A 23711-nucleotide genomic window follows, 5' to 3' on the forward strand; every position below is an offset into this window, starting at 1 on the left:
GTTTCGGCTTTACCCCGTGAAGGCGGCCTTGGCGGGCAACGGGCACCGCGGCGAGAATCGGTCCACCTTCCGCCTCTGCCGGCCATCCGATGACCCTGCGCCCCCTCCTGCTCGCCTGCGCCCTTTCGGCAACCGCGCTGGCCGCGACCGCCGCTGCCCCCTACCGGAGCATGCAGCAGATCCTGGACGCCTCCCCCGCCGGCGACTGGCGCACGCCCGACCCGGCCAACACGCTCTACATGGAGCTGGATGCCGGCCGGGTGGTGATCGAACTGGCGCCGGGTTTCGCCCCGCAACACGTGGCCAACATCCGCACGCTCGCCCGCGAAGGTTTCTGGGACGGGACCAGCATCTATCGCGTGCAGGACAACTTCGTCGCCCAGTTCGGCGATGCCGACGCCGACGATGCGGCCAAGGCCAGGAGCCTGGGCAGCGCGAAGCGGAAGCTGCCGGCCGAGTTCGAACGCGACGCCACCGGCCTGGCCTTCGACCGGCTGCCGGACAGTGACGGCTGGTCGCCGCAGGTCGGCTTCGTGGACGGCTTCGCCGCCGGACGCGATCCGGCCACGGACAAAGCCTGGCTGGCTCACTGCTACGGCGTGGTTGGCGCCGGCCGCAACCTGGACGCCGACAGCAGCATCGGCGCCGAACTCTACGTGGTGATCGGCCAGTCGCCGCGCCAGCTGGACCGCAACATCACCCAGGTCGGTCGCGTCATCCAGGGCATCGAACTGCTGAGCGCGCTGCCGCGCGGACCCGAACCGATGGGCTTCTACGCCGAAGCCGCGCAGCGCACGCCGATCCGCGCAGTGCACTTGGCCAGCGAAATCCCCGAAGGCGAACGCACCCGCCTGCAACTGTTGCGCACCGGCACCCAGACCTTCAACGACGTGGTCGAGGCCCGCCGCAACCGTCGCGACGATTTCTACAAGCGCCCGGCCGGCCACATCGACCTGTGCAACGTGCCGCTGCCGGTGCGCGTGGCGAAGGACTGAACCGGCTCAGCGCGCGCGCTGGCTGATCGCCACGCTGCCCAGGATCAGCACGCCGGCCAGCAGCATCTTCCCGGTCACCGCTTCGCCCAGCAGCAGCCAGGCGAACAGCGCGCCGAACAGCGGGACCAGGTAGGTCACCGTCGACGTGCGCGCCGCGCCGATGCGATGGATCAACCCGTAGAAGTAGATGAAGGCCAGCCCGGTGCAGAGCACCCCCAGGCCCACTGCCGCGGCCCATGCCAGTGCCGGCACCGGCCCGGCCGGCCAGTGGGTGATCGCCAGGGGCAGCAACAGCAACGCCGAGCAGCCCAGGGTCACCGCTGCCGACGCGGCCGGCGGCAGGCCGACCATGTAGCGCTTCACCAGGTTCAGGCCGATGCCGTAAAGCAGCGAAGCACTCGCACCGGCGAGCACCGCCGGGCCGAGGGTCAGGCCGGAGACCTTGGCCGTGGCCAATACCACCACGCCGGCGAAACCGGTGAGCAGCGCCAACGCGCGGCGCACGCCGATCTTTTCGCCGAAGGCGAGGAACGCGACCAGTGCGGCGAACAGCACGGTCATCGCATTGCAGATCGCACCGATCGCCGCCGGCGCGCGCTGCGCGGCCCAGGCGAACAGCAGGAACGGCAGGGCCGAATTGATGATCCCGATCACCGCCAGCCGCGGCCACAGTCGCAACGGAAACTGGGTGCGCGCAAGCCAAAGGAAGGGCAGCAGCACCAGCGCGCCGAGGGCCAGGCGCAGCTCGACCAGCGCATAAGGGCCGAACGCAGGCGCGGCCACGCGCATGAACAGGAACGAGCCGCCCCAGATCGCACCGAGCACGAGGATTTCCAGCGGAGTCCGCCAGTCGCGCGTGCCCGCGCCCGCTGCGGCATCGAGCGGCGCCGCCGGCCCGCCGCTCACGGCGCCGCCCCGGCCGCGGCCACGTCGCGCTTGTGCGTTTCCTCGATGACCCGTGCGTTGGCGATGCGCACCGTGCTCACCACCAGCAGGCGCATGTCCTGGACGAGCTGTCGCGCAAGCGCGGACTCGTCGATGGACGCGCCCGGAATGTCCAGGCGAAAACCCCGACCACGCAGGTCGCCGCCATTGGAAAATGCGATCTCGAAATCGAACAGCACCCGGTGTTGCACGTCAGCACTCCTTGAACGGCCAGCCATCCCTGCGGACCGCCAGCATCCGCCGGCCAGCAGGGGCGGACAAGCGCGTAGTATCAGCCCAAGCCACAAATCTGACTCATGCCTCGACCATGAACCTGCGCCCCACCCTGCTACCCGCGCTGGGCGTGTTCGCCGCCGCCGCGCGGCACCAGAACTTCGCCCATGCCGCCGAGGAGCTGCACCTGACCGCCAGTGCGGTCAGCCACCACGTGCGCAAGCTCGAGTCGCTGCTCGATACCCGCCTGTTCCTGCGCCATGCCCGCGGCGTTTCACTCACGCCCGAGGGCCGCCAGCTCGCCGATGCCGCGTCGGCCGCGCTCGCCGACGTGGCCGCGGTAGCCGGCAACCTGCAGCCCGCGGCGGGAGTTTCGGTACTGCGGATCAGCACGCTGCACTCTCTTGCCTACTGCTGGTTGCTTCCGCGGCTGTCCTCGTTCTGCGCGACCCATCCGCACATCCGCCTGGAAGTGGATACCAGCTCCGCGCTGGCCCGTTTCGAGGAGGGCGGCCACGACCTGGCCATCCGCTATGGTCCCGGCCACTGGAGCGGACTGGCCGCGCACCACCTGATGGACGACGAACTGTTCCCGGTCGCGTCACCCACCCTGCCCGGGCTGGCCGGCGCGAAGACCCCGCGCGACATCGCCGCACTGCCACTGGTCTCGGACATGGGCCTGCAGGGTTGGCGCGACTGGTTCCGGGCTGCGGGCGTGCACGGACTCACCCTGCCGCCGATGCACACCTTCGTCGACAGCACCGCCTCGATGCGCGCCGCGGTTTTCGGCATCGGCGCGGCGCTGGCGCGTACCCACCTCGCCCAGCCCTACCTGCAACGCTATGAACTCGTGCGCCTCCCCGGGCCCGTGCTGAAGGCGCGGTTCGCCTATTACGCCGTGTACCCGGCGCAACGGATTCCCGGGCCCGCCGCGACCCTGTTCCTGGACTGGCTCAAGCGCCAGGCCCTGGCCGAACGGGCGCCACGTCCGGAGCCGGTGGCGCGCGCAAAGCGACGCCCGCCGCCGCGACGCGAACCGGCGCGCACATGAGCCCAGGAAGGAACTTCCTCACCGTGCCTTGATCGCACGGAATGCACGCTGGCTGCGTCCCACAAGGAACCCACGCCATGCCCCAACTCCGCATCCGCATCACCGGCAGCGACGACGACCTGCGCGCCGTGTCCGACCTGCTGCAGAGCGTGGAAGGCATCGAGCACGTCGAGGAAGTGGCCGACCTGATGCCTCGCATGGACGACGAGGACTCCAGCTCGGCCGGCCTGTCCGACGACATCGGCCCGGGCACGCACGAGCTGGAAGTCGACGCGCCCAACGACTACACCGCCGGACGCGTGCGCGAGGCGGTGGAAGAACTCGCGATCCGGCTCGGGCTGGTGGTCGAATTCGAGACGGACGAACAATAACCGCGTTCGTTATCCGCTCAGAAACTGGCGCCGTCGACAGTCACAATCTTCAATGCCGCCAGGTCCACCTCGGGCAGGCAGCGGACGTTGACTGCCACCGTCGCTTCGCCGGTCTTCGGGTTGCTGCCCTCGCTGAAGGGTGCGATGCCGCACACCGGACAATGGTGGTGGGCGAGATGTTCCTTGTTGAACCGGTAGGTGGCCAGGTCCAATGCCGGCGTCTTGAGGTCAAGCGCCGTGCGCGGCGCGAACCAGAGCAGGCCGCCGCGGCGCCGGCACATCGAGCAGTTGCAGTCGTAGACCTCGGTGATGCCCTCGCCGGTGTCGACCTCGAACGCGATGCGGCCGCAATGGCAGCCTCCAGCCTGTTTCATGTGCGTGCTCCGTGGCGTGCGGGTAGCAGGAAGCACAGGTTAGCCGGCCCCGTGAACGCACGCACGCCACTCCGGCACGTGCGCAGCCCGGGCAACGGGGCCTATGCTTGGCGCTTCACGTCACGCTGGAATCCCGATGCGCCATTCCCTGCTCGCCCTTGCCCTCCTCGCCAGCCTGGCCGCCTGCCAGAAGGCCGAAACGCCAGCCGCGCCGGCCGCTGGCGAGACGGCCGCCGCCACAGACACCACGCAGGCCGATGCCGCGTTCGCCGACCTGTCCACGCGCGCCCTCGACGGCTGGTTCCAGCTTTCCCCGGTGGGCGCCACCCAGACCGGCGAGCACCGCTACGACGGCGAACTCGACGACCTCAGCGCCGAAGGCCGGCAGAAGTCGCTGGACTTCAGCAAGAAGATCCTCGCCGAGCTCGATGCGATGGACGCAGGCAAGCTGTCGCGCGAAAACCAGGTCGACGCGGCGATCCTGCGCAACCAGCTCGGGTACGACATCTGGAATGCCGAAACCCTGCAGGGCTGGGCCTGGGATCCGCAGTCCTACAGCGGGCTGGCCGGCAGCGCGATCTACGGGCTGATGGCGCGCGAGTTCGCGCCGCTGCCCCAGCGCCTGAATTCGGCCACTTCGCGGATGGAGAAGATCCCGGCGCTGCTGGCCCAGGCCCGTGCCAACCTCGATCCCGCGCGCGTGCCCAAGGTCCATGCGGAAACCGTGGCCCGGCAGAACGCCGGCATCCTGAGCATTGTCGATACCTTCATCAGCCCGAACCTGGGCCAGCTGGGCGACGCCGATCGCCAGCGCGCCGACGCGGCGATCGAGGGGTTGAAGAAAGCGGTAGCCGAGCACCAGGAATGGCTGGACAAGACCCTCGTGCCGAACGCCAAGGGCGAATTCCGCATCGGCGCGGACCTGTACGACCAGAAGCTGCAGTTCGCGCTGCTCTCCTCGCTGTCGCGCGCCGACATCAAGCAGCGCGCCGAAGCCGAGCTGGTGCGCGTGCGCGGCGAGATGTACGGCATCGCGCAGCAGGTGCTCAAGGACAAGCCCGGCGCGCCCGAGCTGCCCGACAACCCCACGCCCGCGCAGCAGCAGAAGGCGATCGAGGCGGCGCTGGAGCTGGCGTATGCCGAGCGTCCGGAACGCGACAAGGTGGTCGCCGACGCGGAGGCCGCATTGGCCAGGGCCACCGAGTTCGTCCGCGCCAAGGACCTGGTGACCCTGCCCGACGCACCGGTGGAGATCATCGAGATGCCGGAGTTCCAGCGCGGCGTCGCGGTGGCCTACGCCGATTCGCCGGGCCCGCTCGACAAGAACCTGAAGACCTTCTACGCGGTCTCGCCGATCCCGGAAGACTGGACCCAGGCCCAGGTCGACTCGTTCCTGCGCGAATACAACTCGCGAATGATCGAGCTGCTGAGCATCCATGAAGGCACGCCCGGCCACTACCTGGAAGGCTGGCATTCGGCCAAGTTCCCCTCGACCCTGCGCGCGGTGCTGCGTTCGGGCATGTTCGCCGAGGGCTGGGCGGTCTACACCGAGAAAATGATGGCCGATGCCGGCTACCTCGACAACGACCCGCTGTTCCGCCTGGTCCAGCTCAAGTTCTACCTGCGCACCATTGCCAACGCGATCCTCGACCAGGGCGTGCATGTGGACGGCTGGAGCCGCGAACAGGCCATGGACCTGATGGTCAACCAGACCTTCCAGCAGGAGCGCGAGGCGGCCGGCAAGTGGACGCGCGCGCAGCTGACGTCCGCGCAGCTGCCGACCTACTTCGTCGGCGTGCAGGAGCACTTCGACACGCGCAAGGCCGTGGAGCAGAAACTGGGTGCGGACTTCAACCTGAAGGCCTATCACGACCAGGTGCTGTCCTACGGCGCGCCGCCGGTGCGCTTCGTGCGCGAGCTGATGCTGGACCAGCCTATCGAGTAAGACGTACGGCCAAGCCGCGGGTTCACAACGGCCCGCCCGGGCAACCGGGCGGGCCGTTGTGCTCCTGTGGATCAGCGTACCGGCTGCAGGCGCAAGTCCTGGAAGTCGAAGCTGAAATCCGTCAGGGTCGAGGCCGCCTCCATCCGCGCCTCGCGCACCTTGCCGTCGGTGTCGAGCGCGAAGGTCACGAAGGCGTCGCCGTTGAGTGTGCGGTCGTCCCACTTCACCAGGAAGGTGTCGTGCTGCCAGTGCTGCAGGGTGCCGCTCAACAGCGGGCTGGGCTTGAAGCGCATCCGCAGCCGCCCGCCCTCCTGCACGACTTCCACGTCGCCGTACCAGGCATCGCGATACAGGCCCGCATAGCCCGCCAGCGGCAGCGATGGCTTGGAGCGCGCATCGCGCGCAGCTACCCGCTTGCGCCACGCGTCATCGGCCTTCGCCCGCGCGTTGCCGGCGGCGTCCGCGTAGGCGGCGATCCAGTCGGTACGCTCTGCCGGCTGCAGGAAGGCATCGAGGATCTGCATCGTCAGCGCATTGAACGCCCCCCCCGCCTCCTGGTTGGTCAGCACCACGATGCCCAGGTCGCGGCCGGGCACCAGCGTCACCCGCGAGACCATGCCCGGCCAGCCGCCGGTGTGCCAGACCAGCTTCTCGCCACGGTAGGACGAGGTGATCCAGCCTTCGCCGTAGCCGAGGAAATCCGGCCGCGATGGGGCCAGCGCCGGCACCGCCGGATCGGGGATGGGCATGGGCGAGATCAGCGACCACATTTCCTTTTGCCGCTTTTCCGAGAACAGTCTTTGCGAGCGGCCCTGCGCGTCGGCGAAGCTGCCACCGGCCAGTTGCGCCCGCATCCAGCGGGTCATGTCGTGCACGCTGGAGTACACGCCGCCTGCGCCCGCGGCGTTGTGCCAGGTCAGCGGAAACGTCGGGCGCAAGGTGGTGAAGTCGGCCTTCGCGTGCCCGGTGGCGGCGTTGTCGCCAGGCCGCAGCGCGTCGGCGTTGAAGCGCGTGCCATCCATGCCCAGGGGATCGAAGAAGCGCTGCTGCAGGAAGGACGCATAGGACTGGCCGGAAACCTTTTCGACCAGCCGTGTCGCCGTCGCGTACAGGATGTTGTCGTAGGCGTAACGCTCGCGGAACCCGGTCTTCAGCGGCACATCCTTCAGCCGGCGCACGACTTCTTCGTTGCTGTAGCTGCTGCCGGGCCAGAACAGCAGGTCGCCGGCGCCCAGTCCCAGGCCGCTGCGGTGGGTCAGCAGGTCGCGAACGCGCATTTCGCCGGTGACGTAGGGATCGGACATGCGGAAGTCCGGCAGGTGTTCGACCACCTTGTCGTCCAGGGACAGCCTGCCTTCGTCGGCCAGCATCGACAAAGAGGCGGCGGTGAAGGCCTTGGTGTTGGAGGCGATCGCGAACAGGGTGTGCGCGTCGACCGCTTCCGGCTTGCCGAGTTCGCGCACGCCCCAGCCGCGCTCCAGCACGACCTGGCCGTCCTTGACCACGGCCACGGCCACCCCCGGAACCTCGAAGCGTTCGCGGACCTGCTCGACCCAGGCATCGAGCTGGGCGGGATCCAAAGGACCCACCTGTGTCGCGCTTGCGGGTATTGCATCCGCCGTCCGGGCCGACGCCTCGGCCGCCAGTGCGGTCAATGGCGCAAACGCAACCAGGCACAACCACAGGAGACAACGGACGGGACGTGGCGAAGAAAACAGGCGCATGCAGGAGGCTCCGGGTACCGGGCCTCGATTCTAGGCGCTGGCCATACCCGGATGGCCAGTGACAGAAGTCCGCGCCCGGCCCCACGGCGGACGTGCACGATGCCGACGCCCTCACGCGTGCGGCGACTATCATCGCCCCACGCAACCCGGAGGCCGACCGATGCAGGACCTGTTCGCCGCACCCGCTTCCGGCCCGGCCAGGCGCATCCATGTCGGCATCGGCGGCTGGACCTATGCGCCATGGCGCGGCGGGATGTTCTATCCGGCCGGACTGGTACAACGGCGCGAGCTCGAATACGCCAGCCGCGAACTGACCGCGATCGAGATCAACGGCACCTACTACGGCGCGCAGAAGCCCGCCACGTACGCGAAGTGGCGCGACGAGACGCCGCCCGGCTTCCTGTTCACCGCCAAGGCGCCGAAGCGGATCATGGCCAGCCGGCGCCTGGCCGGCACCGGGGCGCAGATCGAGGATTTCGTCGGCGGCATCGGCGAACTGGGCGACCGGCTCGGCGCGCTGTCATGGCAGTTCGAGCGCGGCCAGGCGCCGACGCCCGATGAGCTGGCGGCCTTCCTGATGCTGCTGCCGGCGCAGGTGGACGGACGGCGCCTGCGGCATGCGCTGGAACTTCGCGAGCCCGCGCTGTTCACGCCGGACCTGCTGGCCCTGCTGCGCCAGCGCAACGTCGCGCTGGTGTTCGCCGGCTCCGACGAGCATCCGGCCTTCGCCGATGTCACCGCCGACTTCACCTACGCGCGCGTCATGCAGTCCCGCGCCGACCTCGAGCACGGATATCCCGAAGCGGAGCTGGACGCCTGGGCGGCGCGGGCGCGCGCCTGGGCGGCGGGCGGCGATCCCGCCGAACTGCCGCACGTGGGCCCGCCCCGGCCCGGCACCGCGCCGAGGGAGGCGTTCGTGTTCTTCATCGCCAGCGCCAAGGAACGCAACCCGGCCGCTGCCCGCGCACTGATCGCTCGGCTCTCGTGACCCGCACCGCGGATGGCCATGCCCATGCTTGATGCCCGCACCGGCTTGCGTGAAAGGAGGCGCCCGTGAACACCGGTTTCCAGCGGACGCCTGCCACCTCCGGCTACGCGCTGGCCCTGCTCTGCCTGTTCGTTGCGGTATGGATCGCGCTGGCCATCTCGCCCTGGTACCGCGAGGACTGGGCCCTGGAAAACGTGCTGGTCCTGGTCGCCGTGCCGGTGCTGGCCTGGGGCTGGCGACGCATGCCGCTGACAAGGCTCAGCTACACCTGCCTGTTCGTGTTCGGCGTGCTGCACGAGATCGGCGCGCACTACACGTATGCGGAAGTGCCTTATGACGCCTCCATCCAGCGTGTCGCAGGATTCTCGATCGACGCCCTGCTCGGCCTGCAGCGCAACTCCTTCGACCGGCTGGTGCACCTGCTCTATGGCGTGCTGGTGACGCCGGCCTGCATCGAACTGCTCGACCGGGTGGCGCCGCCGCGCGGGGCCTGGCGCTTCGTGCTGCCAGTGAGCTTCATCATGTCGCACTCGCTGCTGTTCGAGATGTTCGAATGGCTGGCCGCCAGCCTCTTCGGTGGCGACCTGGGCCAGGCCTACCTGGGCACCCAGGGCGACGAGTGGGATGCGCAGAAGGACATGCTGCTGGCCACCCTGGGCTCGGTGCTGGCGGTGTCGGTGCTCGGCCTGCGTGGCTGGCTGGCGCCCTGCCCGAGGAAGGTCGCCTCGCCCGGGTGACGTTCGCGCCGGGACGCACGCCCGGCGCCGGGCGATAATGCGCCGATGCCGATGACCGATCGCACCCGCGCGCAACTGCAAATCCATTTCTGCGTCCTGCTGTGGGGGTTCACCGCGATCCTCGGCAAGCTGATCAGCCTGCCCGCGCTGCCGCTGGTGTGGTGGCGGATGCTGCTGGTGGTCGCCGCACTGGCGCTGGTACCGCGGGTCTGGCGCGGACTGCGCGCGCTGCCGCCGCGGCTGGTGCTGGCCTATGCCGGCATCGGCGTGGTGGTCGCACTGCACTGGCTGACCTTCTATGGCGCGATCAAGCTGGCCAATGCCTCGGTGGCCGCGACCTGTATTGCCCTGGCGCCGGTGTTCACCGCGGTGATCGAACCGTGGGTGGCCAAGCGTCCGTTCCGCCCGCGCGAACTGGCGCTGGGCGTGGCGGTCCTGCCCGGCGTGGCGCTGGTCGTCGGCGGGGTACCGGATGGCATGCGCCTGGGCGTGGCGGTCGGCGCGCTGTCGGCGCTGCTGGTGGCGATCTTCGGCTCGTACAACAAGCGCCTGGTCGAACACGCCGATCCGCTGACCGTCACCGCGATCGAGCTGGGCGCCGGTACCCTGGCCCTGACCGCGCTGGCTCCATTGATGCCGCTGCTGCTGCCCGCCTTCGCCGGCGACCTGCTGGTGGTTCCCGGCCTGCACGACGGCGCACTGCTGCTGGTGCTGGCACTGGGCTGCACCCTGCTGCCATTCGCGCTGTCACTGGTCGCGCTGCGCCACCTGAGCGCGTACACCGTGCAGCTGGCGACCAACCTGGAGCCGGTCTACGCGATCATCCTGGCCGCGCTGCTGCTGGGCGAGCAGCACGAACTCACGCCGCTGTTCTACCTGGGCGTGGCGGTGATCCTGGGCGCGGTGTTCCTGGATCCGCTGCTGGCGCGACGACGCTCCGGTGCAGCCCCGGACGCCGAGGTGCAGCATCCGGAAATGCTCGGCACATCCGAGGCCAAGCAACTGGTCGACTGACCTGGCGCAGCCTTGCCCGGTGGAGCCTCAGTGCACGACCAGCACCGGCACCGGACTCAACGCGACCACCTTCTGCGTCACCGAGCCCAGCAGCAGGCTCTTCAGCGCGCCCTTGCCGTGGCTGCCGATCACGATCATCTCCGCCTTCACCGCCTTGGCCTCGTCGAGCAGGGTCGGCACCACGTCGCCGATCGCCTTGCGCTCCTGGAACGCCAGCCGCGCGCGCTTGAGGTGCGGGCGCACCACCGCCATCGTCGCCTCGTACTGCGCCTCGTAGTAGCGGCCCGGGCCGGCCTTGCCGAATTCCTTCTCGGCGGCCTTGGACAGCCGCGGCACCACCTGCAGCACGTGCAGCTCGGGCGGCGCCTTCAGCGCCTTCGCCAGTTTCGCCACGCGGCGTACCGCCGCAGCGCCGACCGCACTGCCATCCACTGCCAGCAGGATTTTCATGGCTTCGCTCCGATTGCCGCGTCAGGGTATGGATCGATCGTATTCCCGGCGACGGCGTCCGGGAATGATCCGGATCAAGGCCGCCCGGCCCCGCGTCACCAGTCCGGGTGCCCGGGCAGCAGGCCCTGCAGTTCGGCCTCGCTGAGGTTGCGCCACTGGCCGGGCTTGAGCGCGCCCAGCTTGATGTTGTCGATCCGCACCCGGCGCAACTGGGTCACCCGGTAATCGAAGGCGGCGGCCATCAGCCGGATCTGGCGGTTGAGGCCCTGCTCGAGCACGATGCGGAAACCGAACTTCGCGATCCGCGCGGTGCGGCATGGCAGGGTCGTCTCGCCGTGGATCCGCACCCCGCGCGACATGCCGCGCAGGAACTCGTCGGTCACCGGCTTGTTGACCGCCACCAGGTACTCCTTCTGGTGGCGGTTCTCCGCACGCAGGATCTGGTTGACGATGTCGCCGTTGCTGGTCAGCAGGATCAGGCCCTCGGAATCCTTGTCCAGGCGACCGATCGGGAAGATCCTTTGCTCGTGGCCGATGAAGTCCACGATGTTTCCGTCGACCGAGCTCTCGGTCGTGCAGGTCACCCCGACCGGCTTGTTCAGCGCGATGTAGACGTGCCGACGCTTGCCGGCCTTGGCCGTGCGCACCTTCAGCGGCTGGCCGTCGACCAGCACCGTGTCGCCCTCCCCGACCACCGCGCCCATCCCGGCCGGCTGGCCGTTCACGGTGACGCGGCGCGCGGCGATCAGGCGATCGGCCTCGCGGCGCGAACAGAAGCCGGTTTCGGCGATGTGCTTGTTGAGGCGGACGGTCATGGGTCCATTATCGACGAGCGGACCCCGCCGCGTCCCCGCTGCGGCGCGATCAGGCCGCGCCGGCGGACTTCTTCGCCCGTCGCGACTCGCGCTTGAGCGGCGCGCCGACCGGGCAGATCTCGAAGGCGAACTGGGTCAGGGTGTTGACCAGGCTGTCGGGCACCAGCCGGTAGACCACGTACTGGCCGCGACGCTCGCCGGCGATCAGGCCGGCGTTCTCAAGCACCGCCAGGTGCCGTGATACCGCCGGCGCACTCATCTCGAAGCGCGCGGCGATGTCGCCGGCCGGCAACTCCTGTTCCGACAGGTAGGCCAGGATCTGCCGGCGCGGGCTGGAGGCGAGGGCTTCGAAAATCTTGTCGGTGCTCATGGTCCGGTACGTCTGCGCTGCGGTCGCGGTAGTGATCGCGGGACGGCACCGCGATCGCGATGCCGTCCCTGCCGAAAGTATCCCGGGTCCTGTCGGAACGCCAGCGCAATCCGTGCGCGGGCGCGCGCCTCAGCGCTGCTGCGGCGGCAGCGGCGGCAGGTGCGCCGGCAGCGGCGCGCGCATCGCTTCCTGGCCGTGCGCCCAGTTGGCGACCGTGCGTCCATAGCGGGCGATCATCGCCATGTTGAAGAAGTGCATCGCGCCCAGGACCAGTACCGACAGGCCGATCTTGGCCGCCACGTAGGGAATCATGGAGGCGACCGCCCTGCCCTCGTTCCAGCCATCCATGCGCAGGGCGATGAAGCCGATGTTGACCAGGTAGAACCCCACCACCAACAGGTGGTTGGTCGACTTCGCGAGCTGTTCGTCCTGGCCGAAGCACTTGACCAGGAACACCTCGCCATTCTTAGACAGCGTACGCGCCACCCAGATGGTCATGGCGATGGAAACGCCCAGGTACAGCAGGTATCCCAGTTCGAGTGTCATGGCGGTAGCTCCTTCTGCGGTCGGTTGATCGGTAATGAATTACTTATTTAACTAATATGCTAATTGCTTAAAAAAGCAAGTCAAGTGCCGTTTATCGGCTCGCGACGCCTGTGACGCCCAAAGAAAAAGGCCGACCCTTTGGGGGGCGGCCTTGCAGAGGATGCGACGCAGCGGGCGCCGACGGTCGATCAGCCGCCGTGCGGCTTGGGCGGACCCTTGCGGTGCGGACGCGGCGGCCCATTGCCGGGCTTGCCCGGACGGGCGCCCTGCGGCCGGAAGCTCTTCGGCGCCTGCGCTGCGGGAGCGTGGCTGCCGTCCCAGCGGGTGATCCGCAGCTGCTGGCCGACCACCCAGGCCTTCTGCAGGTGCGACATGATTTCCGGCGGCATGCCCTCGGGCAGGTCCAGGATCGAATGGTCGTCGTGGATGTCGATGCGGCCGATGAAGCGGCTCTCCAGCCCGGCCTCGTTGGCGATCGCGCCCACGATGTTCCCCGGCTTGACCCCGTGCGCGTGGCCGACCTCGACCCGGTAGGTTTCCATGCCGGTATCGGGCGCCGAACGCGGCGGCTTGGCCGCGCGCGGCGGGCGCGCGCCGAATTCGGAATCGGGCGCGCGAGCCGGGCGCGCGGCGAAGTCGGAATCGTGCGTGCGCTGCGGACGCGAGGTGGCATCGGATCCGTGCGGGCGTGGCGGGCGCGGCGTGAAGCCTTCATCGTTCGACCGCGGCGGACGCGGGCCGCGGCGCTCGTCATTGCCCGAGTCGCGCGACGGACGCTCGAAACGCGGAGCCGGCGCCGGCTCCCTCGCCTCGAGGAACAGCGGCGTCTCGCCTTGCAGCAACTTCGCGAGCGCGGCGGCGATCTCGTTGGAACCCACGTCGTGCTCGCCGGCGTAGCGGTCCATCAGCTCACGGTACGGCTCCAGGCCGCCGGCTTCCAGCGCGCCGGAAATCTTCTCGAAGAAACGCGCCACGCGGCGGTCGTTGACCGCTTCCACCGTCGGCAGGCGCATCTCTTCGATCGGCTGGCGGGTGGCGCGCTCGATCGCGCGCAGCATGCCCTTCTCGCGCGGGGTGACGAACAGGATCGCGTCGCCCGTGCGGCCGGCGCGGCCGGTGCGGCCGATCCGGTGCACGTAACTTTCGGTGTCGTACGGGATGTCGTAGTTCAGCACATGGCTGATGCGCTCCACGTCCAGGCCGCGCGCGGCCACGTCGGTGGCGACCAGCACGTCGAGCTTGCCGTCCTTGAGCTGCTGGATGGTGCGCTCGCGCTGCTGCTGCTGGATGTCGCCGTTGATCGCCGCGGCGGCCTGGCCGCGCGCCTGCAGCTTCTGCGCCAGCTCCTCGGTGCCGGCCTTGGTCCGGGCGAACACGATCATCGCGTCGAACGGCTCGGCTTCGATGATCCGGGTCAGCGCGTCGAGCTTGTGCATGCCGCTGACGAACCAGTAGCGCTGCCGGATATTGGCCGCGGTCGTGGTCTTGGCCTCGATCGTGACTTCGGTCGGATCCTTGAGGTAGGTCTGGGCGATGCGCCGGATCGGCGGCGGCATCGTTGCCGAGAACAGCGCCACCTGGCGCGTCGGCGGGGTCTTCAGCAGCACGGCCTCGACATCGTCGATGAAACCCATGCGCAGCATCTCGTCGGCTTCGTCCAGGACCAGGCACTTCAGCTCGGACAGGTCCAGCGTGCCACGGTTGAGGTGGTCGATCACCCGTCCCGGGGTGCCCACCACCACATGAACGCCGCGGCGCAGCGCCGCCAGCTGCGGGCCGTAGCCCTGGCCGCCGTAGATCGGCAGGACATTGAAGCCGGGCATCCTGGTGGCGTAGCGCTGGAACGCCTCGGCGACCTGGATGGCCAGTTCGCGCGTGGGTGCCAGCACCAGGGCCTGCGGCTTGGTCTTGGACAGGTCCAGCCCCGCAAGTACCGGCAGCGCGAACGCGGCGGTCTTGCCGGTGCCGGTCTGGGCGGTGCCCAGCACGTCGCGACCCGCCAGCAGGGCGGGAATCGTGGCGGCCTGGATCGGCGACGGCGATTCGTAACCGACGGAGGCCAGCGCGGCCATCAACGGTTCGGGCAGGCCGAGGTCGCCGAAGCGCAGGGCGGCAGGGTTTTCTTGATCGGGGGTTGACATCGGAGCTCCGGCGGCACGCGCGAAGGCGCGGCGAACGTGCTGGAAAGGCCCGCTATTGTGCGCCCATGGGCCGGGCCTTGTCGCGTTGGGCCTGAATAGGGGCCTTGCGCCCGTTCAGCCGGCGGGCGCAGCGGTATCGCCGCCTTGGCCTTCCCCTGCCGGCGGCTCGCCGGCCGTGGCCTGCGCATCGATTGCCGTCGCCGGCTCCCCGATCGTGGTCGTCGCCGGCGGCTCCATCTCGGCCGGCAACGCCTCCGGCAACTCGTTGAACTCCGCCAGCGGGCTCTCGGCGGGGCAGTCGTCGTCGGGGAAGCCGAAATCGCGCCGCAGTTGCAGGCCGCAGGCATTGAGCGCGTAGACCTCCGGCTGTTCGCGGCAGCGTCCGTCGAACGCGCGCACCCAGGCATCGCGCCGGCGCATGAAATCGTCGCCACACTTGTCCAGCAGCCGGACCCGGTCCAGGTCGTCCTGCGCGGCATTGTTGCCGTCCAGCCCGTACATCCGCAGCTCGTCGCCGGTGAGCAGGCGCAGGCTGCGGTTGGGCACGGTCTTCATCACGTCGGCCAGCAATGGCGAAGCACCATTGCGTTCCAGGTAGCCGCGCACCGTGGCATACACGGCCTGCAGCTCGGTGTTCAGTTCGGTGCGGCTGGTGGCGGTGGAACTGAGCCGGATGATGCGGTGGATGCCGACTCGACCCGCAAGCCGACGGCTGTCGCCGCCGGCCAGCACGAACACGCAGGCGCTGTGGCAGACCGAATCCTCTCGCACCCAGATCGTCCAGCGGTTGCCGCCGATCCAGTCGCCGGCGCGGATCGCGTCCTCGACCTGGCCACCGGTGGAGTCCAGGTCCAGCACGCGGCTCTCGATGCCCAGGCTGTCGGCCACCCGGGTGACGCGTTCGACCAGCGCGGTGAAATCGCTGGCGATCTTGCCGCGGTAGCGCAGGCGCAACACGTCGCCATCGCGGCACGGTTCCAGCAGGTGGCGCAGGTTGTCCCGGGTCGGCGTCGAGAACGGTTCGCCGTCGCCTTCCCGGTAGTCCAGGCGACAGTCGATCCAGGCCTGGCCGGAGGCCAGCTCCAGCGGCGACCAGTCCGGCACCTTCGCCACGGGAGGCGACGGCACGGGCGCTGCCACCGGCGTGGGCTGGGCGGGCGTGGCCATCGGCGCGCGGCTGACCGCGCCCCCCTCTTCCGGCGAAGCGACCGTCTGCGTCTGCACATCGTCGGCGGGCGCCGACGCCGGTTCGCGGCTGCAGCCGGCAAGCAGGCTGGCGCAGGCGAGGAACAGGCAGACGCGCAGGATCGGCATTACGGCGACATCACGACATGCGGGGGACGCGACCAGTCTAGGCGCAGCGAAGCCCGCGCAGCCAACCTGCGATGAACGTGTCGGCCACTCAGCGCAGCAGGGGCAGCAGTACCAGCACCAGCCCGGCCATCGCCACCACCCACGCCAGCGAACGGACGTAGCGCACGCCGCCCAGGTACAGCGGCACATAAACCACCCGCGCCCAGACGTACAGCTGCACGCCCAGCGCGGTGTGCTCAGAGGTTCGGCCGGCCATGGTGACAGCCAGCACCGCGGCGGCGAAGAAGGGGAAGGTCTCGAGGAAGTTGCGGAACGCCCGGTCGCTGCGCCCGGCCACGCCTGCCAGGGGTGGCGAGGTGTCGCGTGGCCCGGTATTCCAGGCCAGCCCACGCTGGCGGGTCACCAGCATGTCGGCCAGCAGCAGCTGGACGAACCCGAGCACGAGCGCCCAGGCCAGGAACTGCAGTTCGATCGCCATGCCGCTCTCCTTCCCTTGGATGCGGCCGCAGCGTAGCAGGCAGCGGGGCAGCGGGCGCCTGATGCGGGACGGACGGCGGCGGGCAAGGGTTCCAGGGGAGCCGCTGCGGGATTCCGGCCCGCCGCCTTGCCATGCCATGAACAAGGTCGGGGGCACGCTGGTTGCAGATGTCGATCCCGGCCGGTCCTGGCCGTCGCATCGCAAAGGACCAATGCCGGTCCGCCTTGGAGGAGACCCAACCATGTCCTACGTCGATGGTTTCGTGATTGCCGTTCCCACCGCCAACAAGGAAAAGTTCCTCGCCCATGCCCGCGAGTTCGACCCGATGTTCCTGGAATTCGGCGCGACCCGCGTGATCGAAGCCTGGGGCGACGACGTACCACGCGGACAGGTCACCGACTTCTTCCGCGCCGTGCAGGCCAAGGACGACGAGACCGTGGTGTTCTCGTGGGTCGAATGGCCGGACAAGGCCACCCGCGACGCGGGCGTCAAGAAGATGATGGAGGACCCGCGCATGGATCCGTCCGCAAGCCCGATGCCGTTCGACGGCAAGCGCATGATCTTCGGCGGCTTCACCGCGGCGTTCGAACTGACGCGCTGATCGCCGGACGCGCGGCAGGCGGCTGGCGAGGAACCGACGTGTTCGCCCTCGCCCGCTGCGCCGCGCGTCGGGTCCGGCCGGCCGGATGCGGGCGCGCGCAGCGCACTGGAATCCGCCTATCCAACGAAGGACAGCCCATGACCCGGACCGGAGGATGCCGCTGCGGATCGATCCGCTACACGCTGGCGGCCGAACCGCTGGCCACGCGCCTGTGCTGGTGCCGGGACTGCCAGTACTGGGCGCTCGGCAACGCCGCAGTGAACATCATGGTGCCGCGTGCCGCGGTCACCGTCGCCGGCACGCCGCGCCACTTCGACAGCCAGGCCGACAGCGGCAACCGCATGCGCCGCTCGTTCTGCGCCGACTGCGGGACCCAGCTGTTCAGCGAATCGAGCGGCAACCTGGCCAACATGGTGATCCGCGTCGGCACGCTGGACGACGCGTCGGGGATCACGCCGACCGTGGTGATCTGGACGGCGTCGGCCCCGGCCTGGGCGCACATCGATCCGGCACTGCAGGCGTTCCCGGCGCAACCGGGCTGACGCTCGCGCGGGCGGCGCCAGCCGTGGGAACAGCGTTTCGGCTCAGCGGACGCGCACGCCGAAACCGGCTGCGAACTCGGCCTCGTCGAGATTGCCGTCGCTGTCGCGATCCATCGAGGTAAAGCGCATCTCCGCTGCATGACGCAGCTCGTTCTCGTCCAGTTGGCCGTCGCGATCAAGGTCGGCGACCACGATGCGCTCGGACGCCGAGGGGCCGTCGTTGGCGAGGCGGCCCAGCACGGCGTCGAGCTCGGCGGCGGAAAGGCGCTTGTCGTGGTCGGCATCCAGCGTGGAGAAGATGTCGCCGTCGTATTCGTACCGGCTGACGACGCCGTCGCCGTTCGCATCCAGCGCCTTGAACCCGACCGTCGAGCTCACGGGCGAAGGCGATGCCTCCTGCGCTGCCAGGGGCGCGGCAAATCCGAGGGCCAAGAGGAGGATGGTGCCGCGGACGATGGACATGGCGAGGCGCTCCGGAACGGTTGGCCCGCAGCATAGGCAGCCGTTCCTCGCGCGACGAAGGGGACCTTGTACCTACGCGGATGCTGCGGCTGGCGACCCGGCGCCCATCGGGCCGCCCACCCGGCGCGGCGGCCGGTTCATCCGCCCCAGGGCGCGCCCACGCTCAGCGCGCGCGTGCGAACGGCAGCCCGCGCATGATCATCTTCCGGTCCTGTTCGCAGGTCGCCGGAGTGGCGTCGCAGAGATACGCCACGCGCACCACCGGCTCGTCCCCCACCGATCCGAGGCGGTAACGGGTCGCCATGCGTGGCTCGCCCTGCAGGTACACGAACAGCCAGTACTCGTCCGGATCGCTGCGCTGGCGGAAGAACATGCTGCGCAGGCTCGGGTACGGCGGCGTGATCATGCTTGCCGGATCCAGCGGATACCGGTCGAGCACCTGCTGCGGCGACTCGTAACCGGGCAGGACGTCCTGCACGTAGCGCACGCGCTTGTGGCTCTTCGGCCACCCGTGCGGGCCGTACGCATAGATCTTGGGTCGCTCCATGCCGAAGGCGAGCGGAACCTCGATGCGGCCACCCGCCGCGCGCGCGCGGTCGGCGGGATTGAGGACCCATCGCCGGGCCGCGACCAGCGCTGCCTCGTCCAGTGATGGATGGCCGCTGCCGCGCTTGACCCGGGCCTGGGTGACCCGTCCGCAGGTATCGACGGAGAGGTCCAGCAGCACCTCCCCACCCAGCTCCTGCTGGCGCATGCTTTCTGGATATACAGGCTCCACGTAGGCGGGGAACGGACACGCCCCGGCCGTGGCCGCGGCCATGTCTTCCGCCGGGGCAGCCCCACTGGCAAGCGCCAGCAGCATTGCCCACCGCCACCCGCCAACCGCTCGAACCGCCATTCACGCCCCCTGCCGTACCAGCCCCCTGCTGGCCCCGACATGATGCCCGATCAGGCCATCGGCAGCTTCAGTCCCAGCTCCTGGGCGCACTGGCGCGCGATCTCGTAACCGGCATCGGCGTGGCGCATCACCCCGGTACCGGGGTCGTTCCACAGCACCCGCGCCAGGCGACGATCGGCGGCCTCGCTGCCATCGCAGACGATGACCACGCCGCTGTGCTGGCTGTAGCCCATGCCCACGCCGCCGCCGTGGTGCAAGGACACCCAGGTCGCGCCGCCGGCGACGTTGAGCATCGCGTTGAGCAAGGGCCAGTCCGAGACCGCGTCGCTGCCGTCCTTCATCGCCTCGGTCTCGCGGTTGGGCGAGGCCACGCTGCCGGAATCGAGATGGTCGCGGCCGATCACCACCGGCGCCTTCAGCTCGCCATTGCGGACCATCTCGTTGAACGCCAGGCCCAGCTTGTGGCGCACGCCCAGGCCGACCCAGCAGATTCGCGCCGGCAGCCCCTGGAAGCTGATCCGCTCGCGCGCCATGTCCAGCCAGCGGTGCAGGTGCGGATCGTCCGGAATCAGTTCCTTGACCTTGGCGTCGGTCCTGTAGATGTCCTCCGGGTCGCCGCTCAGCGCGACCCAGCGGAACGGGCCGATGCCGCGGCAGAACAGCGGCCGCACGTAGGCCGGCACGAAACCGGGGAAATCGAACGCATTCTCCAGGCCCTCGTCGAGCGCCATCTGCCGGATATTGTTGCCGTAGTCCACGGTGGGGATGCCCTGCGCGTGGAAGGCGAGCATCGCTTCGACATGCGTGCGCATCGACGCCTTGGCCGCGTCGCGCACCTTTTCCGGATTCGCCTTCTGCTCGGCCAGCCACTGGTCCACGCTCCAGCCGATCGGCAGGTAGCCATGCACCGGGTCGTGCGCGGAGGTCTGGTCGGTGACGCAATCCGGACGCACGCCACGGCGGACCAGCTCCGGCAGTAGCTCCGCTGCGTTGCCGAGCAGCGCGATCGATTTCGCCTCGCCGGCCGCGGTGTACCGCGCGATCCGCGCCAGCGCGTCGTCCAGGTCGCTCGCCTGTTCGTCGACGTAACGCGTGCGCAGCCGGAAATCGATGCACTTCTGCTGGCATTCGATGGTCAGCGAACTGGCGCCGGCCAACGACGCTGCCAGCGGCTGCGCGCCGCCCATCCCGCCCAGGCCGGCGGTGAGGATCCATTTGCCGGCAAGGCTGCCGCCGTAGTGCTGGCGCCCCATTTCCACGAAGGTCTCGTAGGTGCCCTGCACGATGCCCTGCGAGCCGATGTAGATCCACGAGCCGGCGGTCATCTGGCCGTACATCATCAGGCCCTTGCGATCGAGCTCGTTGAAGTGCTCCCAGGTCGCCCAGTGCGGGACCAGGTTGGAGTTGGCGATCAGCACCCGCGGCGCGTCGGCATGGCTGGGGAATACGCCCACCGGCTTGCCGGACTGGACCAGCAGGGTCTCGTCGTCGCCGAGCGTTTTCAGGGTGGCCAGGATCGCGTCGTAGCTGGCCCAGTCGCGCGCGGCGCGGCCGATGCCGCCATAGACCACCAGGTCTTCCGGACGCTCGGCCACGTCGGGGTCGAGGTTGTTCTGGAGCATGCGGAACGGCGCTTCGGTGAGCCAGCTGCGGCAGTTCAGCTGGGCGCCGCGCGGGGCGCGGACGACGCGGGAGGGATCGTGGCGCGGGTCGGACATGCCGGGGGATCTCGAAGGACAGGCCGGCATTATCGCAGGGTGACCGCCCCGCCATCCCGCGGCGCTGCAGCGTGCGGGTGGATCAGGGCTGCGGCGGCGCGGGACGCGCCTCGGAAGCGGCACGTTGCCGCTCCAGTTCCTCGCGCTCACGCTCGTAGGCCTGCCGGCGCTGTTCGTAGTCCAGGCGCATCCGCTCGGATTCGACAGGGTTCTGTGCCGCGGCGCGCCGGCGATCGGTGCGTGCGCGATCCACCTCGACCTTGCGCCGGTTGGCGTCGATGGCGAGCCCGATGCGATCCTGCTCGGCCTGGCGCGACGCATCATCCTGGCGACGCTGCGTGTCTTCGGTCACCTGCCGCTGGCGCTCGTAGGTACTGCTCGGCGGCGGGATCGCCGGCGTGCCGTAGCGGTTGGGTGCGACCGACTGGGCCTGCGCGGGGGCGGCCAGCCCCGCCAAGGCGAACAGCAGCGAGATCACACAAGCACCGGGCAGCCGAGCCAGGGCACCGGATACGACTGCATGCGGGGAAATACTGCGGGCGTCCATCCCTCGCTTATACCCCGCAGGATTCGACGCCGAGGTGAACCATCGGCGCGACTTCAGCCCGCGCTCACGCCGGGGGGCAAGCCCCGACGCGGCCGCGATGGAACGCCTCGACCTTCGCCGGATCGGCCGGCTGCGGCGCCAGGCCGTCGTCGAACACGACGCGCCACACGCCATCGGCACCGCGCTGCCACACGGAGCTGAAACGGCCCAGCCGGGATTGCCCGCTGGCGACGTCCTGGTAAAGCGCCGGACCGCTGGACGAAACGATGCCGGCATCGCCGCCGGCATGGACATGTTCCGGATACCACCACAGGCGCGTCTGGCGGCCTGCGATCAGTCCCGCCCAGGCTTCGAGGATCTCGCCTTGGCCGCGCTGCGGGTTGGGCCGACTTACCCCGAACACCGCGAACGGATGCAGGTGGGAAGCGAAAGCCTCGGTGTCATGGTCGGCCACCGATTGCGCGAAGGACAGTTCGCGATTCCAGACTTCACACCGGGCCGCGTCGGCGGCCGCCGATGGCGCGAAGGCATGCGATGCCGGTGACGCCAGCAGCGACGCCAGCACGGCGAACACGACGCTTGGACCTGCGCGCATGCAGGCGCCTCAGCGTTCGGGAAAGTAGGCCCGGCCATAGCCGCTGCAGCCAGTCGATCCACCGCCTTCCCGTTTCAGGCGACTGCCCGTGCCCTGCAGGCAATGGTCCGGCGGCGGCTTGTCCCCGGCCTGGATCTCCTGGTACATGGCCGAAAAACGCATCACCAGGCGATCTTCCGGCGCCACATCGGCCATCCGGCTGCGCCGCGGGGCGGGCTGGACCGACGGGTCCGCGGCGTCACGGCTTTCCGGTGCAACCGGCGCCTCCACCCGCAAGGGGGAAGCATCCTGCCGCACGGGATTGCCCAGCGAAGCATGCGCATCGGACAACGGGGCAAGGGCGAGACCGGCAACCAGCGCGAGCATGGGTTTCAAGGCGGCAACTCCAGGGAGTGACGTCGCGAGCATCGGCGTGCCCAGTCACCGCGTCAAGCCGTCCGGCGGCGCGATGCCATGCGCATTGCGCGGGAGTCTGCCAAGCTGTGACGGTCGTTCCAGCCGCGTTGCGCAATGTCCGGTCGCCTGATCCGTCTCGCCAGCCTCGTCCTGCTGCTATCCCTGTCCGCCTGCGCGGCCTCGCCCCACCGCCCTCGATCCCCGGTCCCCGTCGCCGCCAGCGAACCGGCCTTGCTGCTGCTGGTGTCGATCGACGGCCTGCGCGCGGACGCGCTGGGACGCGGCGACACGCCGCACCTCGACCGCCTCGCCGCCGGCGGGGTCCGCGCGCAATGGATGCGGCCGTCCTACCCGGTGCTCACGTTCCCGAACCACTACACGCTGGTGACGGGCCTGCGCCCGGACCACCACGGCATCGTCCACAACTCGATGAAGGATGCCCAGCTGGGACGCTTCATCGTCGCCGACCAGGATGCGGGCCGCGTCCCGGGCTGGTGGCAGGGCGTGCCGTTGTGGACCAGCGCCGAGCAGGCCGGCATCGCGACCGGGGTATGGGCCTGGCCGGGCGCATCGGCGCCGCGCGATGGATTGCTGCCGCGTTACTGGCACGCCTTCGATGCAGCCGTGCCGCTGGACACGCGGGTCGACGAGATCGCCGGATGGCTGCAGGCAGCGGACGGCCCACGCCCGGGCCTGGTCGCCGTGTACCTGGAGAACGTCGACGGCGCCGGGCACGACCATGGCCCGGCGGCACCGGAAACCCACGCCGCGATCCGTGCCGTCGATGCGGCACTGGGCGCATTGCTCGCCCGACTGGACGCCGCCGGCCTTTCCGATCGGACCAACGTGGTGGTGGTCTCCGACCACGGCATGGCCGAGGTGCCCGATGGCCATTACATCGCCGTGGAGGACATGGCGTCGATGGAGGAAGCCGAGGTGGTGAGCATCGGCCAGGTGATCGGACTGATCCCGCGCACCGGCCACGAAGCGGCGGTGGAGAGCCGCCTCGTGGGCCGTCATCCGCATTACCAGTGCTGGGACCGTGCCGGCATCCCCAAGCGCCTGCAGTACGGCAGCCACCCGCGCATCCCGCCGATCGTGTGCCAGATGGACGAGGGCTGGAACGCGCTGCCCCGCACGATCCTCGACCGTCGCGATGCCAACGGCAGCCACGACCGCGGCGCCCATGGCTACGATCCGGACCTGCTGGCGATGCGCGCGGTGTTCATCGCGCGCGGCCCGGCATTCCGCGAAGGCGCGGTGCTGGCGCCGTTCGACAACGTCGATGTGTATCCGCTGCTGGCGCGGCTGCTGGGGATCACGGCGCAGCCGAACGACGGCGATCCGGCCACGCTCGCGCCGGCGCTGCGCGAACCCTGAGGCAAGGCCGCCAGCGGCGTTGCCGCGATGCCCGCGACGCGGCGACGGCACGCTCCGCCCGCGTCCGGCATCCATGTCCGAAAACGGCGAGTCCGGGCTGC

Annotated in this window: 27 protein-coding genes; 10 read left to right on the forward strand and 17 right to left on the reverse strand. The window is 69.6% G+C overall.

Annotated features, from left to right (window positions below; all coding sequences use genetic code 11):
* Positions 1 to 89 precede the first annotated feature (89 nt).
* Positions 90 to 995 carry a peptidylprolyl isomerase gene (locus MNQ95_RS00510; protein WP_241953485.1) on the forward strand — a complete coding sequence of 302 codons (906 nt, stop codon included), beginning with the start codon at positions 90 to 92 and terminating at the stop codon, positions 993 to 995.
* Between the two features lie 6 nt (positions 996 to 1001).
* Here MNQ95_RS00510 and MNQ95_RS00515 read toward each other — a convergent pair whose 3' ends face one another.
* Together MNQ95_RS00515 and MNQ95_RS00520 are read right to left on the reverse strand one after the other, a co-directional pair.
* On the reverse strand, positions 1002 to 1901 hold the full coding sequence (locus MNQ95_RS00515; protein WP_162409190.1) for a DMT family transporter: 900 nt from the start codon (positions 1899 to 1901) through the stop codon (positions 1002 to 1004).
* On the reverse strand, positions 1898 to 2119 hold the full coding sequence (locus MNQ95_RS00520) for a cyclase (RefSeq protein WP_241953486.1): 222 nt from the start codon (positions 2117 to 2119) through the stop codon (positions 1898 to 1900). The genes MNQ95_RS00515 and MNQ95_RS00520 overlap by 4 nt, the downstream gene beginning before the upstream one ends.
* Positions 2120 to 2247: 128 nt before the next feature.
* On the opposite strand from MNQ95_RS00520, the gene MNQ95_RS00525 reads away from it, so the two are divergent.
* Both MNQ95_RS00525 and MNQ95_RS00530 read left to right on the forward strand, forming a co-directional pair.
* Entirely contained in the window at positions 2248 to 3204 is a 957-nt protein-coding gene (locus tag MNQ95_RS00525) for a LysR substrate-binding domain-containing protein (protein WP_241953487.1), read from the forward strand.
* 77 nt (positions 3205 to 3281) lie between these two features.
* Complete coding sequence (locus tag MNQ95_RS00530) at positions 3282 to 3575, forward strand: hypothetical protein (protein ID WP_162409184.1); 294 nt, start codon at positions 3282 to 3284, stop codon at positions 3573 to 3575.
* Positions 3576 to 3592: 17 nt separating this feature from the next.
* Here MNQ95_RS00530 and MNQ95_RS00535 read toward each other — a convergent pair whose 3' ends face one another.
* Positions 3593 to 3949, reverse strand: a complete 357-nt coding sequence (locus MNQ95_RS00535; RefSeq protein ID WP_162409165.1) for a GFA family protein — start codon at positions 3947 to 3949, stop codon at positions 3593 to 3595.
* Between the two features lie 136 nt (positions 3950 to 4085).
* On the opposite strand from MNQ95_RS00535, the gene MNQ95_RS00540 reads away from it, so the two are divergent.
* Positions 4086 to 5894: a DUF885 domain-containing protein gene (locus MNQ95_RS00540; protein ID WP_241953488.1), complete on the forward strand. Its 1809-nt coding sequence runs from the start codon at positions 4086 to 4088 to the stop codon at positions 5892 to 5894.
* A gap of 71 nt (positions 5895 to 5965) precedes the next feature.
* Here MNQ95_RS00540 and MNQ95_RS00545 read toward each other — a convergent pair whose 3' ends face one another.
* Positions 5966 to 7618, reverse strand: a complete 1653-nt coding sequence (locus MNQ95_RS00545; RefSeq protein WP_241953489.1) for a serine hydrolase — start codon at positions 7616 to 7618, stop codon at positions 5966 to 5968.
* A gap of 160 nt (positions 7619 to 7778) precedes the next feature.
* Between MNQ95_RS00545 and MNQ95_RS00550 the strand changes: the two genes are divergently transcribed.
* The 3 genes from MNQ95_RS00550 to MNQ95_RS00560 all read left to right on the forward strand — a co-directional run bounded on the left by MNQ95_RS00550 (position 7779) and on the right by MNQ95_RS00560 (position 10357).
* Entirely contained in the window at positions 7779 to 8606 is an 828-nt protein-coding gene (locus tag MNQ95_RS00550) for a DUF72 domain-containing protein (protein ID WP_162409157.1), read from the forward strand.
* A 65-nt stretch (positions 8607 to 8671) separates the two neighbouring features.
* Complete coding sequence (locus MNQ95_RS00555; RefSeq protein ID WP_162409155.1) at positions 8672 to 9343, forward strand: DUF2238 domain-containing protein; 672 nt, start codon at positions 8672 to 8674, stop codon at positions 9341 to 9343.
* Positions 9344 to 9388: 45 nt separating this feature from the next.
* The gene (locus MNQ95_RS00560) at positions 9389 to 10357 is read left to right on the forward strand and encodes a DMT family transporter (RefSeq protein ID WP_241953490.1); all 969 of its coding nucleotides are present in this window, start codon (positions 9389 to 9391) and stop codon (positions 10355 to 10357) included.
* A gap of 27 nt (positions 10358 to 10384) precedes the next feature.
* Here MNQ95_RS00560 and MNQ95_RS00565 read toward each other — a convergent pair whose 3' ends face one another.
* The 7 genes from MNQ95_RS00565 to MNQ95_RS00595 all read right to left on the reverse strand — a co-directional run bounded on the left by MNQ95_RS00565 (position 10385) and on the right by MNQ95_RS00595 (position 16471).
* Positions 10385 to 10807: a universal stress protein gene (locus MNQ95_RS00565; RefSeq protein ID WP_162409151.1), complete on the reverse strand. Its 423-nt coding sequence runs from the start codon at positions 10805 to 10807 to the stop codon at positions 10385 to 10387.
* A gap of 95 nt (positions 10808 to 10902) precedes the next feature.
* Positions 10903 to 11622 (reverse strand): pseudouridine synthase, encoded by a 720-nt coding sequence (locus MNQ95_RS00570; protein WP_162409149.1) that lies wholly within the window; start codon positions 11620 to 11622, stop codon positions 10903 to 10905.
* Between the two features lie 49 nt (positions 11623 to 11671).
* Positions 11672 to 11992: an ArsR/SmtB family transcription factor gene (locus MNQ95_RS00575; protein ID WP_162409147.1), complete on the reverse strand. Its 321-nt coding sequence runs from the start codon at positions 11990 to 11992 to the stop codon at positions 11672 to 11674.
* Between the two features lie 129 nt (positions 11993 to 12121).
* Complete coding sequence (locus tag MNQ95_RS00580; protein ID WP_202922833.1) at positions 12122 to 12538, reverse strand: hypothetical protein; 417 nt, start codon at positions 12536 to 12538, stop codon at positions 12122 to 12124.
* 188 nt (positions 12539 to 12726) lie between these two features.
* Entirely contained in the window at positions 12727 to 14679 is a 1953-nt protein-coding gene (locus tag MNQ95_RS00585; protein ID WP_162409145.1) for a DEAD/DEAH box helicase, read from the reverse strand.
* 114 nt (positions 14680 to 14793) lie between these two features.
* Entirely contained in the window at positions 14794 to 15993 is a 1200-nt protein-coding gene (locus tag MNQ95_RS00590) for a COG3904 family protein (protein ID WP_241953491.1), read from the reverse strand.
* An 88-nt stretch (positions 15994 to 16081) separates the two neighbouring features.
* Positions 16082 to 16471, reverse strand: a complete 390-nt coding sequence (locus tag MNQ95_RS00595) for an MAPEG family protein (protein WP_162409143.1) — start codon at positions 16469 to 16471, stop codon at positions 16082 to 16084.
* Positions 16472 to 16712: 241 nt separating this feature from the next.
* On the opposite strand from MNQ95_RS00595, the gene MNQ95_RS00600 reads away from it, so the two are divergent.
* Both MNQ95_RS00600 and MNQ95_RS00605 read left to right on the forward strand, forming a co-directional pair.
* The gene (locus MNQ95_RS00600) at positions 16713 to 17072 is read left to right on the forward strand and encodes a DUF1428 domain-containing protein (protein ID WP_162409141.1); all 360 of its coding nucleotides are present in this window, start codon (positions 16713 to 16715) and stop codon (positions 17070 to 17072) included.
* A gap of 137 nt (positions 17073 to 17209) precedes the next feature.
* The gene (locus tag MNQ95_RS00605) at positions 17210 to 17614 is read left to right on the forward strand and encodes a GFA family protein (RefSeq protein ID WP_162409139.1); all 405 of its coding nucleotides are present in this window, start codon (positions 17210 to 17212) and stop codon (positions 17612 to 17614) included.
* A 42-nt stretch (positions 17615 to 17656) separates the two neighbouring features.
* Here the strand turns inward: MNQ95_RS00605 and MNQ95_RS00610 are convergent, their stop codons facing one another.
* The 6 genes from MNQ95_RS00610 to MNQ95_RS00635 form a co-directional block, all read right to left on the reverse strand.
* Positions 17657 to 18076, reverse strand: coding sequence for an EF-hand domain-containing protein (locus MNQ95_RS00610; RefSeq protein ID WP_241953492.1), 420 nt, complete (start codon positions 18074 to 18076; stop codon positions 17657 to 17659).
* Positions 18077 to 18239: 163 nt separating this feature from the next.
* The gene (locus MNQ95_RS00615) at positions 18240 to 18830 is read right to left on the reverse strand and encodes an energy transducer TonB (RefSeq protein ID WP_162409135.1); all 591 of its coding nucleotides are present in this window, start codon (positions 18828 to 18830) and stop codon (positions 18240 to 18242) included.
* 194 nt (positions 18831 to 19024) lie between these two features.
* On the reverse strand, positions 19025 to 20692 hold the full coding sequence (gene hutU / locus MNQ95_RS00620; RefSeq protein WP_162409133.1) for a urocanate hydratase: 1668 nt from the start codon (positions 20690 to 20692) through the stop codon (positions 19025 to 19027).
* A gap of 82 nt (positions 20693 to 20774) precedes the next feature.
* On the reverse strand, positions 20775 to 21239 hold the full coding sequence (locus tag MNQ95_RS00625; RefSeq protein ID WP_241953493.1) for a hypothetical protein: 465 nt from the start codon (positions 21237 to 21239) through the stop codon (positions 20775 to 20777).
* Positions 21240 to 21303: 64 nt separating this feature from the next.
* Complete coding sequence (locus tag MNQ95_RS00630; RefSeq protein ID WP_241953494.1) at positions 21304 to 21834, reverse strand: YybH family protein; 531 nt, start codon at positions 21832 to 21834, stop codon at positions 21304 to 21306.
* Positions 21835 to 21843: 9 nt separating this feature from the next.
* Positions 21844 to 22200 carry a hypothetical protein gene (locus MNQ95_RS00635; RefSeq protein ID WP_241953495.1) on the reverse strand — a complete coding sequence of 119 codons (357 nt, stop codon included), beginning with the start codon at positions 22198 to 22200 and terminating at the stop codon, positions 21844 to 21846.
* A gap of 144 nt (positions 22201 to 22344) precedes the next feature.
* On the opposite strand from MNQ95_RS00635, the gene MNQ95_RS00640 reads away from it, so the two are divergent.
* Positions 22345 to 23610: an alkaline phosphatase family protein gene (locus MNQ95_RS00640; protein ID WP_241953496.1), complete on the forward strand. Its 1266-nt coding sequence runs from the start codon at positions 22345 to 22347 to the stop codon at positions 23608 to 23610.
* Positions 23611 to 23711 lie beyond the last annotated feature (101 nt).

Origin of the sequence: Pseudoxanthomonas daejeonensis (assembly GCF_022637495.1) — a bacterium.
GTDB classification, from domain to species: domain Bacteria; phylum Pseudomonadota; class Gammaproteobacteria; order Xanthomonadales; family Xanthomonadaceae; genus Pseudoxanthomonas; species Pseudoxanthomonas daejeonensis.

Bases quoted from the DNA above. Each gene is read 5' to 3' on its own strand.
- MNQ95_RS00510 (WP_241953485.1), top strand. From the start codon at position 90: ATGACCCTGCGCCCCCTCCTGCTCGCCTGCGCCCTTTCGGCAACCGCG.
- MNQ95_RS00525 (WP_241953487.1), top strand. From the start codon at position 2,248: ATGAACCTGCGCCCCACCCTGCTACCCGCGCTGGGCGTGTTCGCCGCC.
- MNQ95_RS00530 (WP_162409184.1), top strand. From the start codon at position 3,282: ATGCCCCAACTCCGCATCCGCATCACCGGCAGCGACGACGACCTGCGC.
- MNQ95_RS00535 (WP_162409165.1), bottom strand. From the start codon at position 3,949: ATGAAACAGGCTGGAGGCTGCCATTGCGGCCGCATCGCGTTCGAGGTC.
- MNQ95_RS00540 (WP_241953488.1), top strand. From the start codon at position 4,086: ATGCGCCATTCCCTGCTCGCCCTTGCCCTCCTCGCCAGCCTGGCCGCC.
- MNQ95_RS00545 (WP_241953489.1), bottom strand. From the start codon at position 7,618: ATGCGCCTGTTTTCTTCGCCACGTCCCGTCCGTTGTCTCCTGTGGTTG.
- MNQ95_RS00550 (WP_162409157.1), top strand. From the start codon at position 7,779: ATGCAGGACCTGTTCGCCGCACCCGCTTCCGGCCCGGCCAGGCGCATC.
- MNQ95_RS00560 (WP_241953490.1), top strand. From the start codon at position 9,389: ATGCCGATGACCGATCGCACCCGCGCGCAACTGCAAATCCATTTCTGC.
- MNQ95_RS00565 (WP_162409151.1), bottom strand. From the start codon at position 10,807: ATGAAAATCCTGCTGGCAGTGGATGGCAGTGCGGTCGGCGCTGCGGCG.
- MNQ95_RS00570 (WP_162409149.1), bottom strand. From the start codon at position 11,622: ATGACCGTCCGCCTCAACAAGCACATCGCCGAAACCGGCTTCTGTTCG.
- MNQ95_RS00575 (WP_162409147.1), bottom strand. From the start codon at position 11,992: ATGAGCACCGACAAGATTTTCGAAGCCCTCGCCTCCAGCCCGCGCCGG.
- MNQ95_RS00580 (WP_202922833.1), bottom strand. From the start codon at position 12,538: ATGACACTCGAACTGGGATACCTGCTGTACCTGGGCGTTTCCATCGCC.
- MNQ95_RS00585 (WP_162409145.1), bottom strand. From the start codon at position 14,679: ATGTCAACCCCCGATCAAGAAAACCCTGCCGCCCTGCGCTTCGGCGAC.
- MNQ95_RS00590 (WP_241953491.1), bottom strand. From the start codon at position 15,993: ATGCCGATCCTGCGCGTCTGCCTGTTCCTCGCCTGCGCCAGCCTGCTT.
- MNQ95_RS00595 (WP_162409143.1), bottom strand. From the start codon at position 16,471: ATGGCGATCGAACTGCAGTTCCTGGCCTGGGCGCTCGTGCTCGGGTTC.
- MNQ95_RS00600 (WP_162409141.1), top strand. From the start codon at position 16,713: ATGTCCTACGTCGATGGTTTCGTGATTGCCGTTCCCACCGCCAACAAG.
- MNQ95_RS00605 (WP_162409139.1), top strand. From the start codon at position 17,210: ATGACCCGGACCGGAGGATGCCGCTGCGGATCGATCCGCTACACGCTG.
- MNQ95_RS00610 (WP_241953492.1), bottom strand. From the start codon at position 18,076: ATGTCCATCGTCCGCGGCACCATCCTCCTCTTGGCCCTCGGATTTGCC.
- MNQ95_RS00615 (WP_162409135.1), bottom strand. From the start codon at position 18,830: ATGCGCCAGCAGGAGCTGGGTGGGGAGGTGCTGCTGGACCTCTCCGTC.
- hutU (WP_162409133.1), bottom strand. From the start codon at position 20,692: ATGTCCGACCCGCGCCACGATCCCTCCCGCGTCGTCCGCGCCCCGCGC.
- MNQ95_RS00625 (WP_241953493.1), bottom strand. From the start codon at position 21,239: ATGGACGCCCGCAGTATTTCCCCGCATGCAGTCGTATCCGGTGCCCTG.
- MNQ95_RS00630 (WP_241953494.1), bottom strand. From the start codon at position 21,834: ATGCGCGCAGGTCCAAGCGTCGTGTTCGCCGTGCTGGCGTCGCTGCTG.
- MNQ95_RS00635 (WP_241953495.1), bottom strand. From the start codon at position 22,200: ATGCTCGCGCTGGTTGCCGGTCTCGCCCTTGCCCCGTTGTCCGATGCG.
- MNQ95_RS00640 (WP_241953496.1), top strand. From the start codon at position 22,345: ATGTCCGGTCGCCTGATCCGTCTCGCCAGCCTCGTCCTGCTGCTATCC.